Origin of the sequence: Nonomuraea rubra (assembly GCF_014207985.1) — a bacterium.
Taxonomy (GTDB): domain Bacteria; phylum Actinomycetota; class Actinomycetes; order Streptosporangiales; family Streptosporangiaceae; genus Nonomuraea; species Nonomuraea rubra.
Window position 1 is genome coordinate 8403422 of sequence record NZ_JACHMI010000001.1, and the last position, 18126, is coordinate 8421547.

19 protein-coding genes are annotated in these 18126 nt (G+C 71.7%); 12 read left to right on the forward strand and 7 right to left on the reverse strand.

All coding sequences use genetic code 11. The features are described 5' to 3' along the window. The first annotated feature begins 109 nt into the window (after window positions 1-109). From HD593_RS38145 to bldD, 6 genes are all read left to right on the forward strand, one after another. Complete coding sequence (locus HD593_RS38145) at window positions 110-1354, forward strand: arginine deiminase (RefSeq protein ID WP_185106758.1); 1245 nt, start codon at window positions 110-112, stop codon at window positions 1352-1354. Between the two features lie 11 nt (window positions 1355-1365). Next, a complete protein-coding gene (gene argF / locus HD593_RS38150) occupies window positions 1366-2370 on the forward strand; it encodes an ornithine carbamoyltransferase (RefSeq protein WP_185106759.1) in 1005 nt (334 codons plus the stop codon). Between the two features lies 1 nt (window position 2371). Beyond that, window positions 2372-3307 (forward strand): carbamate kinase, encoded by a 936-nt coding sequence (arcC, locus tag HD593_RS38155; protein WP_185106760.1) that lies wholly within the window; start codon window positions 2372-2374, stop codon window positions 3305-3307. A 10-nt stretch (window positions 3308-3317) separates the two neighbouring features. Next, a complete protein-coding gene (locus HD593_RS38160; protein WP_185106761.1) occupies window positions 3318-4739 on the forward strand; it encodes an amino acid permease in 1422 nt (473 codons plus the stop codon). After that, the gene (locus tag HD593_RS38165; protein WP_185106762.1) at window positions 4740-5663 is read left to right on the forward strand and encodes a universal stress protein; all 924 of its coding nucleotides are present in this window, start codon (window positions 4740-4742) and stop codon (window positions 5661-5663) included. A gap of 301 nt (window positions 5664-5964) precedes the next feature. Continuing rightward, window positions 5965-6459 (forward strand): transcriptional regulator BldD, encoded by a 495-nt coding sequence (bldD, locus tag HD593_RS38170; protein WP_026214021.1) that lies wholly within the window; start codon window positions 5965-5967, stop codon window positions 6457-6459. Window positions 6460-6930: 471 nt separating this feature from the next. Here bldD and HD593_RS65310 read toward each other — a convergent pair whose 3' ends face one another. The 3 genes from HD593_RS65310 to HD593_RS38185 all read right to left on the reverse strand — a co-directional run bounded on the left by HD593_RS65310 (window position 6931) and on the right by HD593_RS38185 (window position 9234). After that, window positions 6931-7254: an SAV_6107 family HEPN domain-containing protein gene (locus HD593_RS65310; RefSeq protein WP_379478831.1), complete on the reverse strand. Its 324-nt coding sequence runs from the start codon at window positions 7252-7254 to the stop codon at window positions 6931-6933. 585 nt (window positions 7255-7839) lie between these two features. Beyond that, window positions 7840-8031: a ferredoxin gene (locus HD593_RS38180; protein WP_148434761.1), complete on the reverse strand. Its 192-nt coding sequence runs from the start codon at window positions 8029-8031 to the stop codon at window positions 7840-7842. 6 nt (window positions 8032-8037) lie between these two features. Then, window positions 8038-9234 carry a cytochrome P450 gene (locus HD593_RS38185; RefSeq protein WP_185106764.1) on the reverse strand — a complete coding sequence of 399 codons (1197 nt, stop codon included), beginning with the start codon at window positions 9232-9234 and terminating at the stop codon, window positions 8038-8040. A 95-nt stretch (window positions 9235-9329) separates the two neighbouring features. Here HD593_RS38185 and HD593_RS38190 point away from each other — a divergent pair, with 95 nt between their 5' ends. After that, window positions 9330-9935 carry a TetR/AcrR family transcriptional regulator gene (locus tag HD593_RS38190; RefSeq protein ID WP_185106765.1) on the forward strand — a complete coding sequence of 202 codons (606 nt, stop codon included), beginning with the start codon at window positions 9330-9332 and terminating at the stop codon, window positions 9933-9935. A 91-nt stretch (window positions 9936-10026) separates the two neighbouring features. After that, entirely contained in the window at window positions 10027-10572 is a 546-nt protein-coding gene (locus HD593_RS38195; protein WP_185106766.1) for a hypothetical protein, read from the forward strand. Here the strand turns inward: HD593_RS38195 and HD593_RS38200 are convergent. Further along, window positions 10556-11437: a Rossmann-fold NAD(P)-binding domain-containing protein gene (locus HD593_RS38200; RefSeq protein ID WP_185106767.1), complete on the reverse strand. Its 882-nt coding sequence runs from the start codon at window positions 11435-11437 to the stop codon at window positions 10556-10558. The two genes, HD593_RS38195 and HD593_RS38200, sit on opposite strands and share 17 nt — an antisense overlap. 82 nt (window positions 11438-11519) lie before the next feature. Between HD593_RS38200 and HD593_RS38205 the strand changes: the two genes are divergently transcribed. Further along, entirely contained in the window at window positions 11520-11924 is a 405-nt protein-coding gene (locus HD593_RS38205) for a winged helix-turn-helix transcriptional regulator (protein WP_185106768.1), read from the forward strand. A gap of 42 nt (window positions 11925-11966) precedes the next feature. On the opposite strand, the gene HD593_RS38210 is transcribed toward HD593_RS38205, so the two are convergent. Both HD593_RS38210 and HD593_RS38215 read right to left on the reverse strand, forming a co-directional pair. Continuing rightward, window positions 11967-13763: a hypothetical protein gene (locus HD593_RS38210; RefSeq protein WP_185106769.1), complete on the reverse strand. Its 1797-nt coding sequence runs from the start codon at window positions 13761-13763 to the stop codon at window positions 11967-11969. Window positions 13764-13859: 96 nt separating this feature from the next. Further along, window positions 13860-14678 carry a L,D-transpeptidase family protein gene (locus HD593_RS38215; RefSeq protein ID WP_312904004.1) on the reverse strand — a complete coding sequence of 273 codons (819 nt, stop codon included), beginning with the start codon at window positions 14676-14678 and terminating at the stop codon, window positions 13860-13862. Between the two features lie 92 nt (window positions 14679-14770). Between HD593_RS38215 and HD593_RS38220 the strand changes: the two genes are divergently transcribed. Both HD593_RS38220 and HD593_RS38225 read left to right on the forward strand, forming a co-directional pair. Next, window positions 14771-15247, forward strand: a complete 477-nt coding sequence (locus tag HD593_RS38220; protein WP_185106770.1) for a YbaK/EbsC family protein — start codon at window positions 14771-14773, stop codon at window positions 15245-15247. A gap of 10 nt (window positions 15248-15257) precedes the next feature. Next, the gene (locus HD593_RS38225; protein ID WP_185106771.1) at window positions 15258-15830 is read left to right on the forward strand and encodes a GNAT family N-acetyltransferase; all 573 of its coding nucleotides are present in this window, start codon (window positions 15258-15260) and stop codon (window positions 15828-15830) included. Between the two features lie 171 nt (window positions 15831-16001). Here HD593_RS38225 and metF read toward each other — a convergent pair whose 3' ends face one another. Beyond that, window positions 16002-16922 carry a methylenetetrahydrofolate reductase [NAD(P)H] gene (gene metF / locus HD593_RS38230; RefSeq protein WP_185106772.1) on the reverse strand — a complete coding sequence of 307 codons (921 nt, stop codon included), beginning with the start codon at window positions 16920-16922 and terminating at the stop codon, window positions 16002-16004. Window positions 16923-17014: 92 nt separating this feature from the next. On the opposite strand from metF, the gene HD593_RS38235 reads away from it, so the two are divergent. Beyond that, entirely contained in the window at window positions 17015-18082 is a 1068-nt protein-coding gene (locus tag HD593_RS38235) for a polyprenyl synthetase family protein (protein WP_185106773.1), read from the forward strand. Window positions 18083-18126 lie beyond the last annotated feature (44 nt).

Below are 18126 nucleotides of genomic sequence, written 5' to 3' on the forward strand. Positions count from 1 at the left end.
ATTTCCCGCGCCGCGCCGTGTCGGGACGGCCCGCGCGGGGCACGTCTACCCGGCGCGCGAGGCGGGAGTCGGGCGTGACTTCCGCTTCCTGGAGGGGGATACAGGACAGATGACGTTCCATGTCGATTCCGAGGTAGGGCACCTGCGGCAGGTCCTGCTGCACAAGCCCGACCTGGCGCTGAAGCGGCTGACCCCCACCAGCAAGGACGCGTTCCTCTTCGACGACGTGCTCTGGGTGCAGCGGGCGATCGAGGAGCACGAGGAGTTCCAGCAGGTGCTGACGGACCGCGGCATCCGCGTGCACCTGCTGGCGGACCTGCTCAGGGAGACCGTCGACATCCCGGAGGCCCGCAAGCACATCCTCGACGCGGTCATCGACGAGCGCTGGCTCGGCCCGGTCGCCATCGACGACATCCGCAACACGCTCGACGGGATGGACTCCGCCACCCTGCAGGTCTACCTGACCGGCGGCATCACCAAGCGCGAGCTGGTCTCGATGGGCTGCGACCCCAAGGCGGTGACCTTCCACGCCACCGGCGAGGACGACTTCATCCTGCCGCCGCTGCCGAACCACCTGTTCACGCGGGACACCTCGTGCTGGATCTACGACGGCGTGTCGATCAACGCGATGAAGAAGAAGGCCCGCATGCGGGAGACGGTCAACATGGAGGCCGTCTACATGTACCACCCGACGTTCGCCAGCGGCTTCGGCAGGCCGGGGCAGGGCGGGTACCACTGCTGGATGCCCGGCCAGTCGGTGGCCCCCGCCACCATGGAGGGCGGCGACGTGCTGGTCATCGGGCGCGGCGCGGTGCTGGTCGGGATGAGCGAGCGCACCCAGCCGCAGGCCGTCGAGATGCTGGCGCAGCGGCTGTTCAGCGCCGGGTCCGCGCGGCGGATCGTGGCGCTCGACATGCCGAAGGCGCGGGCGTTCATGCATCTCGACACGGTGATGACCATGCTCGACGTGGGCGTGTTCACCAAGTACGCCGGCCTGGGCATGCTGCCGGCGTACACGATCGAGCCGGGCGAGACGTCCAAGGAGCTCAAGGTCACCGACCACCCGCCCGAGGACATGCACAAGGCCATCGCGCACGCACTCGACCTGCCCGACATCAAGGTCCTGACTCCCACCCAGGACGTCTACGCCGCCGAGCGGGAGCAGTGGGACGACGGCTGCAACGGGCTGGCGCTGGAGCCCGGCGTGGTCGTGGCCTACGAGCGCAACGCGACCACCAACAACTACCTGCGCGACAACGGCATCGAGGTGATCACGATCAGGGGCAGCGAGCTCGGCAGGGGGCGCGGCGGGCCGCGGTGCATGAGCTGCCCGCTGGAGCGCGACGCCGTCTAGGGGGACGACACATGGCGGTGGACCTGCGGGGCCGCAGCTTTCTCAAGGAGCTGGACTTCACCCAGGAGGAGTTCGGCTTCCTGCTGCGGCTGTCGGCGGAGCTGAAGGCCGCCAGGCACGCCGGGGCCGAGCGGCAGCGGCTGCGGGGCAGGAACCTCGCGCTGATCTTCGAGAAGACCTCCACGCGGACGCGCTGCGCGTTCGAGGTGGCCGCCCGCGACCAGGGCGCGCACGTCACGTGCCTGGACCCGGCCGGCGCCCAGCTCGGGCACAAGGAGTCGGTCGGCGACACCGCGCGGGTGCTGGGCCGGATGTTCGACGGCATCGAGTACCGCGGCTCCAGGCAGGCCCACGCCGAGGAGCTGGCGGCCCTGTCGGGGGTGCCCGTGTGGAACGGGCTGACCGACGAGTGGCATCCCACGCAGACGCTGGCCGACATGCTGACCATGCGCGAGCACAGCGACCGCCCGCTGCGCGAGGTGTCGTTCGCCTACCTGGGCGACGCGCGCAACAACATGGGGCACTCGCTGCTGGTCACGGGGGCGCTGCTCGGCATGGACGTACGCCTGGTCGCGCCCAGGGCCCTGTGGCCCGATCCGGAGCTGGCCGCCGGGCCGGCCGAGAAGCTGGCGGCCGGCACCGGGGCCAGGATCACCGTCACCGACGACCTGGGCAAGGGCGTCAGGGGCGTGGACTTCCTCTACACCGACGTGTGGGTGTCGATGGGCGAGCCGGCCGAGATGTGGCAGGAGCGGATCAAGCTGCTGCTGCCGTACCAGGTGAACGACGCGGTGGTCCGGGCCACCGGCAACCCTTCGGTGCGGTTCATGCACTGCCTGCCCGCCTTCCACAACAGGGAGACCGAGGTCGGGCGCGACCTCTACGACAAGACCGGGCTCGACGCGCTGGAGGTGACCGAGAGCGTCTTCGAGTCGCCGCGCTCGATCGTCTTCGAGCAGGCCGGGAACCGGCTGCACACCATCAAGGCCGTCATGGTCGCGACGCTGGGAGACTGACATGCGGGTCATCGTGGCGCTGGGCGGCAACGCGGTGCTGCGGCGCGGGCAGCGGCCCGACGCGGACGTACAGCTCGCCAACGTGCGCGCGGCCGCCAGGGCGCTCGCCAGGCTGGCGGCCGAGCACGAGCTGGTCATCACCCACGGCAACGGCCCGCAGGTGGGCCTGCTGGCCATGCAGAGCGCCGCCGACCCCGAGCTGAGCGGGCCGTACCCGTTCGACGCGCTCGGCGCGCAGACGCAGGGCCTGATCGGCTACTGGATGCAGCAGGCCCTGCAGAACGCGCTGCCCGGCAGGCAGGTGCTGGCCATGGTGACGCAGACGCTGGTGTCGGCGGTCGACCCGGCCTTCGCGGAGCCGGCGAAGTTCGTCGGCCAGGTCTACGAGCAGGAGGAGGCCGAGAAGCTGGCCGCCGAGCACGGCTGGACGGTGCGGCAGGACGGCCGGCTCTGGCGGCGGGTCGTGCCGTCACCGGCCCCGCAGCGCGTGGTCGAGACCCGGCTGATCCGGCGGATGGTGGGCGAGGGCGTGATCGTGGTGTGCGCGGGCGGCGGCGGGGTCCCCGTCGTACGCGACGAGCGCGGCCGGCTGACCGGCGTGGAGGGCGTGGTCGACAAGGACCTCACCACCGCGATGCTGGCCGAGGCGCTGGACTGCGACGCGTTCCTCAGCCTCACCGACGTGCCGCGCGTCATGCGGGCCTTCGGCACGCCGCACCAGAGCGAGATCGGCCACACCACCCCGCACGAGCTGCGCGCGCTCGACTTCCCCGCCGGGTCGATGGGGCCGAAGGTGGAGGCGGTCTGCAGGTTCGTGGAGACGACCGGCGACATGGCGGCCATCGGCAGGCTGGAGGACGCCGAGCGCATACTCGGCGGCACGGCGGGCACCATCGTCACACCCAACGGCCGGTGGCCGCTGACGAGCACGTTGTAGGGGGTGTCCGATGACGCTGGCCCGGCGGCTCCTCCGGACCAAGCCCACCGAGCGCATCGTGGCCGAGGGCGGTCACGGCGAGGGCGGCGAGCTGCGGCGCACGATGTCGCTGTGGCAGCTCACGCTGTTCAGCGTCGGCGCGACGCTGGGCACCGGGATCTTCGTGATCCTCGGGCAGGCGGTGCCCAAGGCGGGGCCCGCGGTGGTGATGGCGTTCGTGCTGGCGGCGGTCACGGCGCTGTTCTCCGCGCTGTCGTACGCCGAGCTGGCCGGCACGATCCCGGTGTCCGGCTCGTCCTACTCCTACGCGTACGCGACGCTGGGCGAGCTCGTGGCCTGGATCTGCGGCTGGTGCCTGATGCTGGAGTACGCCGTCTCCGTGGCGGCCGTGGCCGTCGGCTGGGGCGAGTACCTGAACTCGTTCCTGCGCGCGCTGTTCGGCTTCACGCTGCCCGAGGCCATCACCCGCTCCCCCGGCCAGGACGGCGGCGTGGTGAACGTCACCGCCATCGTCATCGTCCTGCTGGCCACGTGGCTGCTGCTGTACGGGGCCTCCGAGAGCGCCAGGGCGAACGCCTTCTTCGTGCTCATCAAGATCGCGGTGCTGCTGTTCTTCTGCGTGGTGACGTTCACGGCCTTCCGGTCGGGGAACCTCGCGCCGTTCGCCCCCATGGGCGTGGCCGGCATCACGGCCGCGGCCTCGCAGGTCTTCTTCTCCTACATCGGCTTCGACGCCGCCTCCACCGCCGGTGAGGAGGCCAGGAACCCCAAGCGGGACCTGCCGCTGGCGATCATCCTGTCGCTGGCCATCGTGACGGCCGTCTACGTGCTCGTGGCGCTGGCCGCCGTCGGCGCGATGCCGTGGACCGCGTTCGACCCCGGCCGTACCGAGGCGAGCCTGTCGTACATCGCGGACCTGGCCGTGGGCGCCACCTGGCCCGGCCTGATCGTCTCCTTCGGCGCGGTCGTCGCCATCGCCAGTGTCGTGCTCACGGTCATCTACGGGCAGACCCGCATCCTGTTCGCGATGTCCCGCGACGGGCTCATCCCCCGCGTCTTCCAGAGGGTCAACCCCCGCCGGCAGGTGCCGATCGCCAACACCCTCATCGTGGCCGCGTTCATCTCCGTGCTGGCCGGGCTGGTGCCGCTCGGGCAGCTCGCCGAGGCGACCAGCATCGGCACGCTGTTCGCCTTCGCCATCGTCAACGTCGGCGTGCTCGTGCTGCGCTACCGCAGCCCCGAGCTGCCGCGCGGCTTCCGCACGCCGCTGTTCCCCGTCACGCCGGTGCTGGGCGCGATCATGTGCGTCGTGGTCATGGCGGGGCTGGCCGGGGTGACCTGGCTGGCGTTCGGGCTGTGGATGCTCGCGGGGCTGATCTGTTACTTCCTGTACGGCTATGGCCATTCGCGGCTGAATGCCGAGGTGCGCTGAATGAGGCTCGACGACGTGCTGGCCGGATACGTTCCCGGGTCCCGGGGGCGGGACGGGCTGGCGCTGGCCGTACTGCTGGCGGGGCAGGCGCACGCGCGGCTGACGGTGGCGACCGTGCAGCCGCCCGCCCGCTCCACCCCCGGCCCCGCCAGGGCCGAGGAGAGCGCCTGGCGCGCCTACCTGCGCGAGCAGGCCGACGCCACGCTCGCCCAGGCCCGTGACCTGATAGCCGAACACGCCGGACCGGCGGCCGAGTCTGCTGGGGCGACCCGCGGAGAGGTTGAATATCTCGCGCACTCCCACAGGGGCAGCGGGCGCGGGCTGGTGGAGCTGGCGCGCAGGCGTGGCGCGGACGTCGTGGTGATCGGCTCGGCACCAGGGGGCGGCAGGGGGCGCATCTCGGTGGGCAGCACGGCCGACCAGCTCCTGCACTCGTCCTCCGTCCCCGTCCTGCTCGCCCCGCGCGGCTACGGCGACGGGCCGCCGGCCGCCATCGACCGCCTCACCGTCGCCTACCGCCGCGGCCCCGGCTGCGACGCGGCGGTCACGGACGCGGCGCGGACGGCCGCGACGCTCGGCGTGCCGCTGCGCCTGGTCACGCTGGTGATCAGCAGCGGCAGGCGGGCGAGGATCGAGGAGGAGATGCTCGTACGCCTGCGCGACCAGGCGGCGGCCGACCTCCACGCGGCGGTGCGGGGCCGGCGACCGGCGAGACGTGCCGGTGGGCGGCCCGTCGAGGTCGAGGTGCTGGAGGGCCGCAACGTGGCCCAGGCACTCGGGACGACCTCGTGGCTGCCCGGCGAGATGATCATATGCGCTTCCAGCGACACCGGGCCACTCAGGCGGGTCTTCCTCGGGGACACCTCGATCAAGATCGTCCGGGCCTCGACCTGCCCTGTCATGATTCTCACTCGAGAGCCCTGACCGCCGGAATTTCTCGTCAAAACCTGACGAAGTCATCGTTGCCAGTGGGACATGAGGGGCGATTGTGGCGATCCCTACCGGATCGGATTCGGCATCTTTTTTCCAATCAGCTTGACCTTAGGCGTCCACCCCTTTACCGTCACTGTGCGTAACCACACCGCGCGGCGTTATGGGGTAAACCCAGAGCCATGGCTACCGATGGTGCCGACCCAGGCACCAGACCCCCCGGTGGCCCGGGCATACGCCGCAAGGGAGCACAATCTACTGAGAGCGATACATACGAGAGCCGGGGGGCCACACGATGCCGTCTGAGTACGCAAAGTCGCTGGGTGCACGACTCCGCGCCATCCGCACCCAGCAGGGCCTGTCCCTGCATGGAGTCGAAGAGAAGTCGCGTGGCAGGTGGAAAGCCGTAGTCGTTGGCTCCTATGAGCGTGGCGACCGAGCGGTGACCGTGCAGAAGCTTGCCGAGCTTGCCGACTTCTACGGGGTGCCCGTATCCGAGCTGCTGCCGGGCGGAGCCGCCCCCAGCCCGCTCGGGCCGACGCCCAAGCTTGTGATCGACCTGGAGCGGCTCGCGACCCTGCCGAAGGAGAAGGCCGGCGCCCTGGCCAGGTACGCCGCCACCATCCAGAGCCAGCGTGGCGACTACAACGGCAAGGTGCTGTCGATCCGCCAGGAGGACCTGCGCTCCCTGGCGGTGATCTACGACAAGTCGCCGAGCGAGCTGACCGAGGAGCTCATCAGCTGGGGCGTCCTCGACGCCGAGGCCCGCCGGGCCGTGGAGTCGTTCTGACGTCCTGAGGTCGTCCGGGTCCCGGGGCTTCGCGGCCCCGAGGCCGTGGTTTTTTGGTCGCCCGCTCCAACCGAGGGCTCGCCGCACTCCGGCGAGCCCATCGGCATGTCCACCCGCGTCACACCCGGGGCCGCCAGGCGGGTGACACCCAAGGCCACCTGCAGCGACGTCGAGTGGCAGCGCGCAGGCGGGACCAGGTCGCGGCGCAACGTCGGCGTCGGATGGCGGCACAGAAGCCTCGCACCACGAACAAGCCACCGAACCGCACCACGTGCCGGGCAAGGCGAGGTCGAACAGGACGCGCGCGTCGACCGCGCTGCGGCGTCCGACCGGCGCGGCCCATCGTCCGAGCAGTGCGCGACCCGGCGCGGGTCAGGGCGCGTCGTGACCCGACCGCCGGCACAGGGACGCAAGGCGGCAACCCCTCCGCAGCCCCTCACCGGCCGCGGGATCACCTCCGAAGGGTGGCCGTCACCCCGCCAGTGGCACGTCCACCGGCAGTTGCGGCTGGCTAGGGACCCCGAGGATGCCCTCGACGGTCGAGACGAACGTCTCCGCCTCCGCCAGGATCTCGTCCGCGTCCGCCGCGCTGATCCGGCGCACCATCCCCGCCTCGGCGGCGGCGCGCTTGGCGGCGGTCATCGCGAAGTAGGCCGCCCACTGCGCCAGCTCGGGCTCGGCCTCGGGCAGCAGGTCCCAGGCGCTGCGGAGCCGCCGGCGGCGGCCCTCCGTGGGGCGGGGGTGGGCGGCGAGGATCGCCGCTGCCGCTCGCAGGGCCGCCAGGTGGGCGGCCACGTATCGGGATGCCGGGGTGCGAGCGCCGGTCGCCTCCGCCAGGCACGAACGTGAATCGGTCAGGTGTGCCCGAACCGCAGGCGACAGCCGGGGCCCGGGCGTGTCTCTAGGCCGTGGTGCCATCTTGCGCGCCTCCTCTGGAGTCGTGGGCGGCGTCCGGCTTCTGCGCCGATGGAGCCAACAATCGCAGACGCCACCGACATTTCCGCCGGGCAGGCCGGACGAGGAGCTTCCCCTCTCCCCGTCCGGCCAGGACACGCCCACTCGTCTCCGCCGACGACGAGGACGCACCCTTCGCCCGGGAACCTGGCCACGGGGCTCGCTTGGGGAAGCGAACGGCCCGCGACCAGGTCCTGGTGACGTTGAGCCGCGAGCCTCGCCGTCACTAGGTCGAACATAATTTCGATCACGCCCCGTTGTCAACCGATCCACGAACATAGGTTCGATGACCATGAAGTGAAAGGAACGACACGCGGCGGAAGCCGTCCGGTTCGAGGCGGCGCAGACGAAAGAGCCGCCGCCGCGGTTCGGATGCGGCGACGGCGGGATGGTGCTGTCAGGGCAGTGTCAAGGCGCGGGCCCGCGTCAGGAGACCGAGATCGCCCCGGACGGGCAGAGGGTCACGGCCCGGCGCACGGCCTCCTCCAGCTCCTGCGGCGGTTCGTCCTGCAGCAGGACGACAGTGCCTTCGTCCTCGCTCTGGTCGAACACCTTCGGCACCGTCAGCGCGCACATGCCCGCACCGATGCACACCGTCGTATCTGCCTTGATTTCCATCGCGACCTACCAAGTGACAGGGAGGCGGTGCACTCCGTAAATACTCATGTCCGAGCGCATCGGCACCTCCTCGGGTGTTACCGCCAAGCGTAGGCCAGGGAACCGGCGCAGCAGCGCAGGGTAGGCGATGCGCATCTCCGCGCGGGCGAGCTGCTGGCCGAGGCACTGGTGGATGCCGTGCCCGAACGTCAGGTGCCCGCCGGCGGGCCGGGTGACGTCGAGCCGCTCGGCGTCGTCGAAGCGGGCGGGGTCACGGTTGACGGCGGGCAGGTGGATGGAGACGGTCTCACCGGCCTTGATCGTGACGCCCTCGATCTCCACGTCCTCCAGCGCGGAGCGCATCGGCCCGAGATGGATGATCGTGAGGTGGCGCAGCAGTTCCTCGACGCCGTTGTCCACCACGGAGGGGTCGTCGCGCATGGCGGCGAGCTGGTCGGGGTTCGTGAGCAGCGCGTACGTCCCCAGCCCCAGCATGTTGGCGGTCGTCTCGTGCCCCGCGATGAGCAGCAGGACCCCGACCCCGGTGAGGTCCTCGTCGCTCAGCTCGCCGCTCTCGATGAGCCCGCTGAGCAGGTCGTCGCCGGGCTCCTTGCGCTTGCGCTGGACGAGCCCGTAGAGGTAGGCCGAGATACTCCCGAGCGCCGCGATCGCGTCGTCCGCCTTGCTCTCGAGGCTGGCCAGGACCTTGGTGTCGGCCTGGAACTGCGCGCGTTCCCCGTACGGCACGCCGAGCAGCTCGCAGATCACCAGCGACGGGATCGGCAGCGCGAACTCCTGGACGAGGTCCACGGGCGGCCCCGCGGCCTCCATGGCGTCGAGGCAGGCGCCGGTGATCTCCTCGATCCGGGGCTCCAGCATCTTCATCCGCCGCACCGTGAACTGCCCGGTCAGCAGCCTGCGGAAGCGCGTGTGGTCGGGCGGGTCCATGCGCAGGAAGAACCCGGGCGGCACGCGCAGCTTCTCCGGCTGGGTCGCCAGCTCCATCCTGGCGGACGGGATCGGCGGGTGCATGTGCTCCGGCCGGTTGCTGAAGTACGGGCTCGCGAGCACCGCTCTGGCCGCCGCGTGGCCGGTCACGAGCCAGCCCTGGTGACCGTCGGCGTACGTCATGCGGTGGATCGTGCCCTGTTGTCGCAGCGCGGTGACTTCGTCGGGCGGGTCGAGCGGGCGCTGGCGGGCGGTGGGCAGGGTCAGTTCTGACATGTTCCGCTCCTTCCGAACTCTCACTCCCAGAAAACATCATTGGATGCAAAATTTCAATGGATGAAAACAATTAGGACGTGCAGTATAGTTCCGGCATGGTGGAAGGGCTCCGGGAACGCAAGAAGCAACGCACGCGCCAGGCGCTCATCGAGGCGGCGCTGCGGCTGTTCCAGGAGCAGGGCTTCGAGGAGACCACGCTCGCGGAGATCGCGGAGCAGGCCGACGTGTCGACCCGCACGTTCTTCAGCTACTTCGCCGGCAAGGAGGACGTGGTCTTCTACGACACCAAGACCCGGCTGGACCTGGCGCTCAGGGTGATGGAGGGCAGGCGGCCCGACGAGACCGTGACCGGCGTGCTGATGAGGATCGTCGAGGAGAGCTTCGAGCAGGCCGTCGCCTACCAGGACCTCACGAGCGAGGACGCGGTGCTGCGGGTGCGGCTGATCCTCACGGAGCCCGCCCTGCAGGCGCGGGCGCTGCACCTGCTGTTCGACACCCAGCTCAAGCTCGCCGTGGCGCTGCACGACGCGTTCCCCGAGCTGACGCGGGTGGACGCCGCCGCGGCGGTGGGCGCGCTGATCGGGGCCGTCAAGCTGGGCGTCATGTCCACCCTGGAGGAGGAGCAGTCGCTGGAGGACATCCTGGGCAACGCGCGCCGCGCGGCCGAGGTCGCCATCTCCGGCCTGCGCAGCCTCGGCTAGCGCGAGCCCGCTCTGCACCCTTTCGCGTGGAGAGTGCCCTGATCCTTCTGAGAAGCTGTCCCACGGGAACCGCCACGGGAAGGGAGCGCGGATGGCGGGAAGCGGTCGCCCGGTGGGGCTCGTACTGCTGGCTCTGGGGCCGGTGCTGGCGGCGGCGTACGCGGGCGCGGGCCACCTGGCCATCCGGGCGGCGGTACGCGCGCAGACCGCCGGCCCCGCCTGGGAGGGCGGCAGGATCGACGAGTCGGGGCTGACCTCGCTGGGCGTGGACACGTGGCGGCTGACCTGGTGGACCGCGATGGTCGTGGGCGCCGTGGCGGTGGCCTACCTGGCGTTCGGGGTGCTCCTGCTGCGGGAGCGGCGCGGGCGGACGCTGATCCTCGTCGTGTCGGGGGTGCTCATCGTCCCGTACGCGCTGGGGTTCGGGGTCGCGCTGTTCAATCCCGTCGAGCTGCTGGCCGGCCTGTACGACTCCCCCGACTTCCTCGCCGGGCTGCCCGCGTGGCAGCCGTACACGGCCTGGCTGCTGCTGGCAGGCGGGCTGGCGCAGGCCGTGGGGATGGTGGTGGCCGCCGCTTACGGCAGGCGCGCGGCCCCGAAGCCTCCGGACGTGGCAGAGGTCAACGGGCAGAGCTGACACCCGTTCGTACGACCGCCGCGATCAGGTCGCGGGCAGGCCGGGGCGCGTCCAGGAACGCCGGCAGATCGCCGCCCCCGGCCTCCAGCAGGCCGGCTCCGATGTTGGAGAAGGTCGAGATCGTGTGCCCCGCCTGGTACGCCTCCAGCCCGGCCAGCCCCGCCCGCGCCTCCCGCAGCGGCACCGGACGGTAGGCGACGGGCCGCCCCAGCACCTCGGAGAGCACCTCCGCCAGGTCGTGCCCGCCGACCGCGCTCACGCCCTCCAGCTCGTACGTCCTGCCCGCGTGCCGCCGCGCCCCGCCCGAGGCGACGTCCTGCCAGGCCTCGGCCGCCACGCGCACGGCCACGGCGGCCAGGTCCTCCCTGGCCGCCACCGACACCCGCCCGGTGCCGAGAGGCGCCGCGAACACCCCGCTCTCCGCCGCCGCCGGAACGCCGGCCAGTGCCAGCCCGGCGGGGATCTCGGCGTACAGGGCGTTGCGCAGCACCGTGACATCGAAGGGCGCCTCGGCCAGCCGCGCCTCGGTCCACCGGTGGGGCAGGGCGATCGTGAGCCGCTCACCCGAGCCGGCCAGGCTGGTGTAGATCACGTGCTCGACGCCCGCCGCGGCCGCCGCCCGTACGACCGCGCCGTGCCGGGCGAGCACGACGTCGTCCTCGGCGTACCCGGCGGACACGAACACCAGCACCCGCGCCCCCTCGAACGCCCGCTCCAGCGTCTCCGGCCGGTCGAAGTCGGCGTGCCGCACCCCGGCGCCGCCGCCCGAGCTGCTGGCCCCCGCCACCGCCGTCCCGGCGGCGACCCGCAGCCCGCCGAAGATCGCTCCGCCCAGTGCCCCGGACACGCCTGTCACGACAATCATGGGTCCCCCTAATGTGGATCTGCCAGGTGAAACGAACCCAAGCATGGGCGAGGCCCCGCGCTCGCCGTAAGGAGGCACTCTCATGTCAGTCGCGCACACGGAGGTAACCCCCCAGGCCGCGGGGCCGTGCGGGGACGACGACTGCGGCATCAGGGACGTCCTCGACCGCATCGGCGACAAGTGGACGGTGCTGGTGATGGTGGAGCTGGCGAAGGGGGTGCGGCGGTTCAGGGAGCTGCACCGGGCGGTGCCGGGCATCTCGCAGCGGATGCTGACGCTGACGACGCGGCGGCTGTGCCGGGACGGGCTGGTCGAGCGCACGGCGTACGCGACGATCCCGCCGCAGGTGGAGTACCGGCTGACGCCGATGGGGCGCAGCCTCGCCGAGGCCGTGCAGCGGCTGGCCGACTGGTCGCGCGAGCACAAGGACGCCATGGAGGACGCCCGCGCCCGCTGGGACGCCGGGCATCCGGGCGAGGCCGAGTAACGCGGCCAGGCGGGGCTGAGCAGCGCGACCAGGCGAGGGCGGCTAGCAGCGCGACCAGGTGGCCCAGCCGTGGCGGGCGCCGGTGGTGGTCCAGCCCGCCGGTGGCGGGCCGGCGTCCTGCGGGACGACGGCGGTGCAGACGCCCTCGGGAGGGGTGCCGCGGAAGCGTTCGATCCGGGTCCACCACACGCGGTACGACAGCGGGACCCAGACGTTCCACTTCACTCCCTCCTCCACCGCCACCCGGCCGGGCGGCGACGGCGCCGGCAGCCAGTCGGGGCCCGGCGCGGGCGGGGCGGGCGCCAGGTGGGCGACGAACGCCACCTGGACCAGGGCCAGGACGCCGACGGCGAGCATCCCGGGCCGGCGGACCAGGGTCGCGCCGGCCAGGCAGGCCAGCAGTGCCAGGGCGGACAGGGAGGCGGCGACCAGGTCGAGCGAGCCGGGCGTCCGGGTGAGGAAGATCACTTCGGGGAAGTCGAAGGCGATGAACGCGTGCCGCCGGAGCCGGTCCCCCGCGTACCAGGCGGTCACCCCACCGGTCACGGCGAGCAGCCCGGCAGCGACCACCACCAGCCACACCACCCGGAGCGGCCCACCCCACCGGCCGCCTGCCGCCGCTGGACGCCCAAGCCCGCGCCACCCTGCCCGCCGACCGGCGGCCGGCGCGGGAAGCCCGATCCCGGTCGGTGCCGGACGCGCAGGCCCGGCCGGGAGCCGCCTCGCGCGTAGCAGGGTGAGGAGGCCCGCCAGCGTCCACGCCACCGCGACGCACGCCAGGTAGCGGCCGTAGGCGAAGTTGCCGACCCGGTGCTCGTCCGGCAGGGCGGCCGAGGACGCGTACGCGATGCCGAGCGTCAGCAGCAGCAGCGCCCCCGCCAGGACGCGCGGCGCGAGCGGTGCCCGGCGCCGCGCGAGCAGGGTCACCGCGCCCGCCATCCCCACACCCGCCAGCCCCCACGTGCCGGCGATGAGATACCAGAGCTGCCCGGCCGCTCCGGACAGCGCCCACGCCTGCCCCTCCAGGCTCGTGAGCCGTTCCACCAGCAGCCCCGACAGATCACGGGGGCCGCCGGGGTAGAGCGCGGCCCGCAGCGCCCGGTTGAGGACGTCCCCGGCCACGGCGCCCGCGACCGCGCTCGCCAGTATCGCGAGCAGGGCGGCGCGCGGCAGCCTGCGCCACAACGTGACCGCCACGAGCAGGCACACCGCCACGATCACGGTCCCCCGCAGGTGCACGGCCATCGCGTACGCCGCCAGCCCGCCCGCCCCCAGCCCGGCCAGGACCCGCCGCCGCCCGGGCCCGTCCGCGACCAGGTCGTGCAGCGCGACCAGCCACCCCAGCACGACCACCGGCAGGACGGCGTCCGCCAGCGCGTACCCGGAGAACACCACCAGTGCGGGCGACAGCCCCGCCACGAACGCCAGGACCAGCGCCGCCCGCCCGCTCACGCCCAGCCGACGCAGCAGCACGTACGCCACCGGGTACGCGCTCGCCGCCGCCACCGCCCCCACCCCGACGGCCAGCCGGTACGCGAGCCAGGGGTCGGAGGTCAGCCAGAAGATCGGGACGAGGAGCAGCGCGTACCCGGCCTGGTAGAAGGTCGAGCCGGACAGATCGGCGCCCGCGCCGCCGGCGAGCCATCGGGCGGCCAGGAGGTAGCCGGTCTCGTCCGGGTTCGCCACGGGCGTGGTGTGGTAGCGGTTCAGCCACAGCCGCAGCGCCACCTGCGCGATCCAGCCGAGAACGAGCAGCCACCGGAGCCGTGGCCCCGCGCCGCGCCGGCGTACGGGCGGGACGGGCCGGGCGGGCGTGCTCAGGATGAAAGCCGTAGTCATGAGATCCCCCAGAAGTTCGGGGGAAGCTCACCAGACCACGGATAACCGGCCTGTCACCGATTTCGGTTATGCCGGGGTTATCCGGCCTCAGGCATGCTAGGCACGCTTGTACGCGCCCCTGACGTGCACCGGGACACCCTTGCCCAGCAGCCCGGGCAGTTCCTGCGCGACGTTCATGGGCATGCGCACGCACCCGTGCGAGGCCGGGTAGAGCGGCACCGACAGCGCGCCGTGGAAGGCGATGCCGCCGTTGAAGAAGATCGGGTTGTACAGCTCGCCCAGGTACGACTTGTGCCAGCCGCTCACTCGCCAGGTCGTGCGGTAGTTGCCCGTCGGCGTGCGGGCCGAGCCGCAGAAGCGCTGCTCCTTGCCCTGCCAGGTGGTGGTCTCGCAGTACGGGATGCCGCTGCCGGAGGAGATGTGGGTGATCAGCTTCACCTCGCCGCGCACGTACAGGACCATGATCTGCTTGCTGAGGTTGACCTCGGCGCGGGTGCCCTTGCCGTTCGGTGCCAGGACCTTGGGCGTGCGCGGCGACTCCAGCGCCTCCCAGGTGCGCTTGGCGATCGTGCTGGTCGGCTTGATGCCGTTGACCTTCTGGAACGCCCAGACGGCGGCCAGCGTGGTGCCGCCGTACTGGCCGTCGACCTTGCCGGGACGGTAGCCGAGCTCGATGAGCCGCTTCTGCATCCAGGTGACGGTCTTGCCCTTGGCGCCGAGCCTGAGCGTCTTGCGCGGCGCGGTGACGGCCTCGGGGGTGACGGCGGACGGGCCCTGCTGTGCGGCGGCGGGAGGAGGGGAGGCGGGCAGCGGCGCCTGCGCCCGCGGTTCCAGCCGCTGCGTGCCGCAGCCCGAGACGACGACCGCGCCGGCCGTCAGAAGAGCAGCCACCCGGGGCAGCCGTCGAACCCGCACGCGTACCACCTCTCCTAAAGAACGGATCAGGGGACCCTACACCACTTACCAGGAATGGGTAATACAGGCGTCAACCTGTTTAGAGTGTCTCCATGTCTGAGAAGTTGCCTGCGAACGCCGTCCTCGTGGAGTCCGCCCTGCGCGCGCTCGGTGCCACGGGTGAGATCGTGGTCCTGCCGGAGAAGGCGCCCACGGCCGCGACCGCGGCGGCGCAGCTCGGGTGCGAGGTGGGCGCGATCGCCAACAGCCTGATCTTCGACGCCGACGGCGCGCCGCTGCTCGTGCTGACCAGCGGCGCGCACCGGGTGGACGTCGAGCTGATCGCCCGTACGGCGGGGGTCCAGCGGGTACGCAGGGCGACGCCGGAGTTCGTCAGGGAGGCCACCGGGCAGCCGATCGGCGGCGTGGCCCCGGTCGGGCACCCCGCGCCGGTGCGCACCCTGGTGGACAACTGGCTGGGCAAGCACGAGGTGGTGTGGGCCGCGGGCGGGCATCCGCACACGGTGTTCCCGACGACGTTCGACGAGCTCGTGCGGATCACCGGGGGCATGCCGGTGGACGTCGAGTAGTGTGCGACGGATGATCGAGTTTCGCGGGGCCGGGCCGGCCGAGTTCACCGAGCGGCTGGAGACGGTGATCGACATTTACACGGCGGCCATGAACCCGCCGGAGGAGCAGATCACCGGCCGCAAGACGATCATGCGAAATCACGCGACATATCCCCATTTTCAGTGCTATTTCGCGGAATTGCGTGATTCATCCCCAGATATGCCCGCTCCGGAACCCCGGACCGTCGGCTTCGCGTACGGATTCCGGGGGGCGCCGGGGCAGTGGTGGCACGACGTCGTCCTACGGGGCCTGGCCGACCGGCTGGGCGAGGAGGCGGCGAACGCCTGGATGGGGCACGCGTTCGAGCTGGCCGAGATCCACGTGCATCCCGACTACCAGAGCAAGGGCGTCGGCCGCGCCATGATCACGACGCTGTGCGCCGGGCGCCGCGAGCGCTCGGCCGTGCTGTCGACCCACGACCAGCCCACGGCCGCCCGCCACCTCTACGCCAGCATGGGCTTCAGCGACCTGCTGACGAGGTTCATCTTCCCCGGCGGCTCGGAGGAGTACGCGATCGCGGGCCGCCCGCTCCCCTTGACCTGAGCTGGTAAAGCTGTGACCTGTGGGTTTACCGCGCCATGACACCGGGCACGATCAGTGACGGAAAGTAGCCGACCCTTTACCCGTCACCCATCTTCCCCTGCCCGTCACCCGCCCGGTCCCCCTGCGGGCGGGTGGCGGGCGCTCACTCACGGGCGCTCACTCACGCCGAGGTCACGCTGAGGCGGGCAGCCGCTCCAGCCGCTGGAACACCTCGCGGGACGCGCTCGACCGGTTGAAGGTGATGAAGTGGATCCCCGGCGCGCCCTCGTCGAGCAGCCGCTGGCACAGCTCGGCGCCGTGCTCGATGCCCAGCCGCCGCACCGCCGCCGGATCGTCCTTGACCGCCTCGAACCTGGCCGCCACGTCCGGCGGGAACGGCGCCCCTGACAGCTGCTCCGACCTCGCGATCGTGCTCATCTGCGTGACCGGCATGATGCACGGGATGATCGGCGTGTCACAGCCCTGGGCCGCCACCCGGTCGCGCAGCCGCAGGTAGTCGTCGGCCTGGAAGAACATCTGCGTGATCGCGTAGTCGGCCCCCGCCCGGCACTTGCGGACGAAGTACTCGGTGTCGGAGTCGATGGACGGCGAGCGCGGATGCTTGTACGGGAAGGCGGCCACGCCGACGCAGAAGTCGCCGGCCTGCCGGATCAGCCGCACCAGCTCCTCGGCGTACAGCACGCCCTCGGGATGCTGCACCCACTCGCCCATGGGGTCGCCGGGCGGGTCGCCGCGGACGGCCAGGATGTTGCGCACCCCGGCGTCGGCGAAGCGGCCCACCAGGTGACGCAGCTCGCGGATCGAGTGGTTGACCGCTGTGAAGTGCGCCACAGGGGTGAGGGTGGTGTCGTGGGCGATCCGCTCGACGATGTCGACCGTGCGGTCGCGGGTGGAGCCGCCGGCGCCGTACGTCACCGACACGAAGGTCGGCCGCAGCGACTCCAGCTCTCTGATCGCCCGCCACAGCTGCCGCTCGCCCTCGTCGGTCTTCGGGGGGAAGAACTCGAAAGAGAACGACCGGCCACCGGAGGCGAGCATCTCGCGGACGGTGGGAACACGATCGGGCCGGATGGAGGATCGACCAAGCGCCATGAGGCAAGGTTACCGTCACATCCTCGAACCGGCGGGTGACAGGAGCCACCTGGAGATCCGTACCTGTCCTCCGGGCCACTAGTCTCAGGGGCATGACCACTGACGCCGCCGGCATGGAGACCCTGCGCGCCCAGGTGGAGCGTGCCCTCGCCGAGTTCGTCGAGCGGAAGCTGCCCTCCGCCGACGACCCCGAGTTCGCTCCATTGCGCACGGCAGCGGATGAGCTGCTGTCCGGCGGCAAGCGGCTGCGCCCGGCGTTCTGCTACTGGGGCTGGCGCGGCGCCGGCGGCACCGACGTGCCCGGCGTCTTCACCGCCGCGGCCTCGCTGGAGCTGCTCCAGGCCAGCGCGCTCGTGCACGACGACGTGATGGACAAGAGCGACCTGCGCCGCGGCATGCCGTCCGCGCACCGCCGCTTCCAGGCGATGCACGAGAAGTCCGGCTGGTACGGCTCGGCCGAGCAGTTCGGCGAGGGCGCGGCCATCCTGCTCGGCAACCTGCTGCTGATCTGGTCCGGCGAGATGTGGCGGACCAGCGACCTGCCGCGCGAGTCCCTGGAGGCGGCCCAGCCCGTCCACGACCACATGCGCAGCGAGCTGATGTGCGGGCAGTACCTCGACCTGCTGGAGCAGGCCAACGGGGAGAACACGTTCGAGTCGGCGCTGCGGGTGGCTCTGTTCAAGAGCGGCAAGTACTCGGTGGAGCAGCCGCTCAGGCTCGGCCTCGCGCTCGCCGCCCGCGAGCTCCTGCCGTGGATGGACGACCTGTGCACCGGGTACGGGCAGCGGGTCGGGATCGCCTTCCAGCTCCGTGACGACGTGCTCGGGGTGTTCGGCGACCCGGCGCAGACGGGCAAGCCGGCGGGGGACGATCTGCGGGAGGGCAAGCGCACGATGCTCGTGGCCCGCACCCTGGCCGCCGCCTCCCCTGCGGACGCCGAGACCGTGCGGCGGCTCCTCGGGGATCCCGAGCTGGACGAGGACGGGGTCGCCACGCTGCGGGAGATCATCGACGGCACGGGGGCGCTGCAGGAGTGCGAGGACCTGATCGGCGACTACCTGGAGCTGGCGCTGGCGGCTCTCGAAACGGCTCCGGTCACGCCGGAGTCCCGGGCCGCGCTCACCGACCTCGCCATCGCCGCCACCTCCCGCAAGACCTGATCCGCCACACTCGCACACCTCTGCCCGCGAGGCCCGCATGGCGC

What these genes read in the sequence shown, in the direction of transcription:
- HD593_RS38145 (WP_185106758.1), top strand. Translation starts at nt 110, where the DNA reads ATGACGTTCCATGTCGATTCCGAGGTAGGGCACCTGCGGCAGGTCCTG.
- argF (WP_185106759.1), top strand. Translation starts at nt 1,366, where the DNA reads ATGGCGGTGGACCTGCGGGGCCGCAGCTTTCTCAAGGAGCTGGACTTC.
- arcC (WP_185106760.1), top strand. Translation starts at nt 2,372, where the DNA reads ATGCGGGTCATCGTGGCGCTGGGCGGCAACGCGGTGCTGCGGCGCGGG.
- HD593_RS38160 (WP_185106761.1), top strand. Translation starts at nt 3,318, where the DNA reads ATGACGCTGGCCCGGCGGCTCCTCCGGACCAAGCCCACCGAGCGCATC.
- HD593_RS38165 (WP_185106762.1), top strand. Translation starts at nt 4,740, where the DNA reads ATGAGGCTCGACGACGTGCTGGCCGGATACGTTCCCGGGTCCCGGGGG.
- bldD (WP_026214021.1), top strand. Translation starts at nt 5,965, where the DNA reads ATGCCGTCTGAGTACGCAAAGTCGCTGGGTGCACGACTCCGCGCCATC.
- HD593_RS38180 (WP_148434761.1), bottom strand. Translation starts at nt 8,031, where the DNA reads ATGGAAATCAAGGCAGATACGACGGTGTGCATCGGTGCGGGCATGTGC.
- HD593_RS38185 (WP_185106764.1), bottom strand. Translation starts at nt 9,234, where the DNA reads ATGTCAGAACTGACCCTGCCCACCGCCCGCCAGCGCCCGCTCGACCCG.
- HD593_RS38190 (WP_185106765.1), top strand. Translation starts at nt 9,330, where the DNA reads ATGGTGGAAGGGCTCCGGGAACGCAAGAAGCAACGCACGCGCCAGGCG.
- HD593_RS38195 (WP_185106766.1), top strand. Translation starts at nt 10,027, where the DNA reads ATGGCGGGAAGCGGTCGCCCGGTGGGGCTCGTACTGCTGGCTCTGGGG.
- HD593_RS38200 (WP_185106767.1), bottom strand. Translation starts at nt 11,437, where the DNA reads ATGATTGTCGTGACAGGCGTGTCCGGGGCACTGGGCGGAGCGATCTTC.
- HD593_RS38205 (WP_185106768.1), top strand. Translation starts at nt 11,520, where the DNA reads ATGTCAGTCGCGCACACGGAGGTAACCCCCCAGGCCGCGGGGCCGTGC.
- HD593_RS38210 (WP_185106769.1), bottom strand. Translation starts at nt 13,763, where the DNA reads ATGACTACGGCTTTCATCCTGAGCACGCCCGCCCGGCCCGTCCCGCCC.
- HD593_RS38220 (WP_185106770.1), top strand. Translation starts at nt 14,771, where the DNA reads ATGTCTGAGAAGTTGCCTGCGAACGCCGTCCTCGTGGAGTCCGCCCTG.
- HD593_RS38225 (WP_185106771.1), top strand. Translation starts at nt 15,258, where the DNA reads ATGATCGAGTTTCGCGGGGCCGGGCCGGCCGAGTTCACCGAGCGGCTG.
- metF (WP_185106772.1), bottom strand. Translation starts at nt 16,922, where the DNA reads ATGGCGCTTGGTCGATCCTCCATCCGGCCCGATCGTGTTCCCACCGTC.
- HD593_RS38235 (WP_185106773.1), top strand. Translation starts at nt 17,015, where the DNA reads ATGACCACTGACGCCGCCGGCATGGAGACCCTGCGCGCCCAGGTGGAG.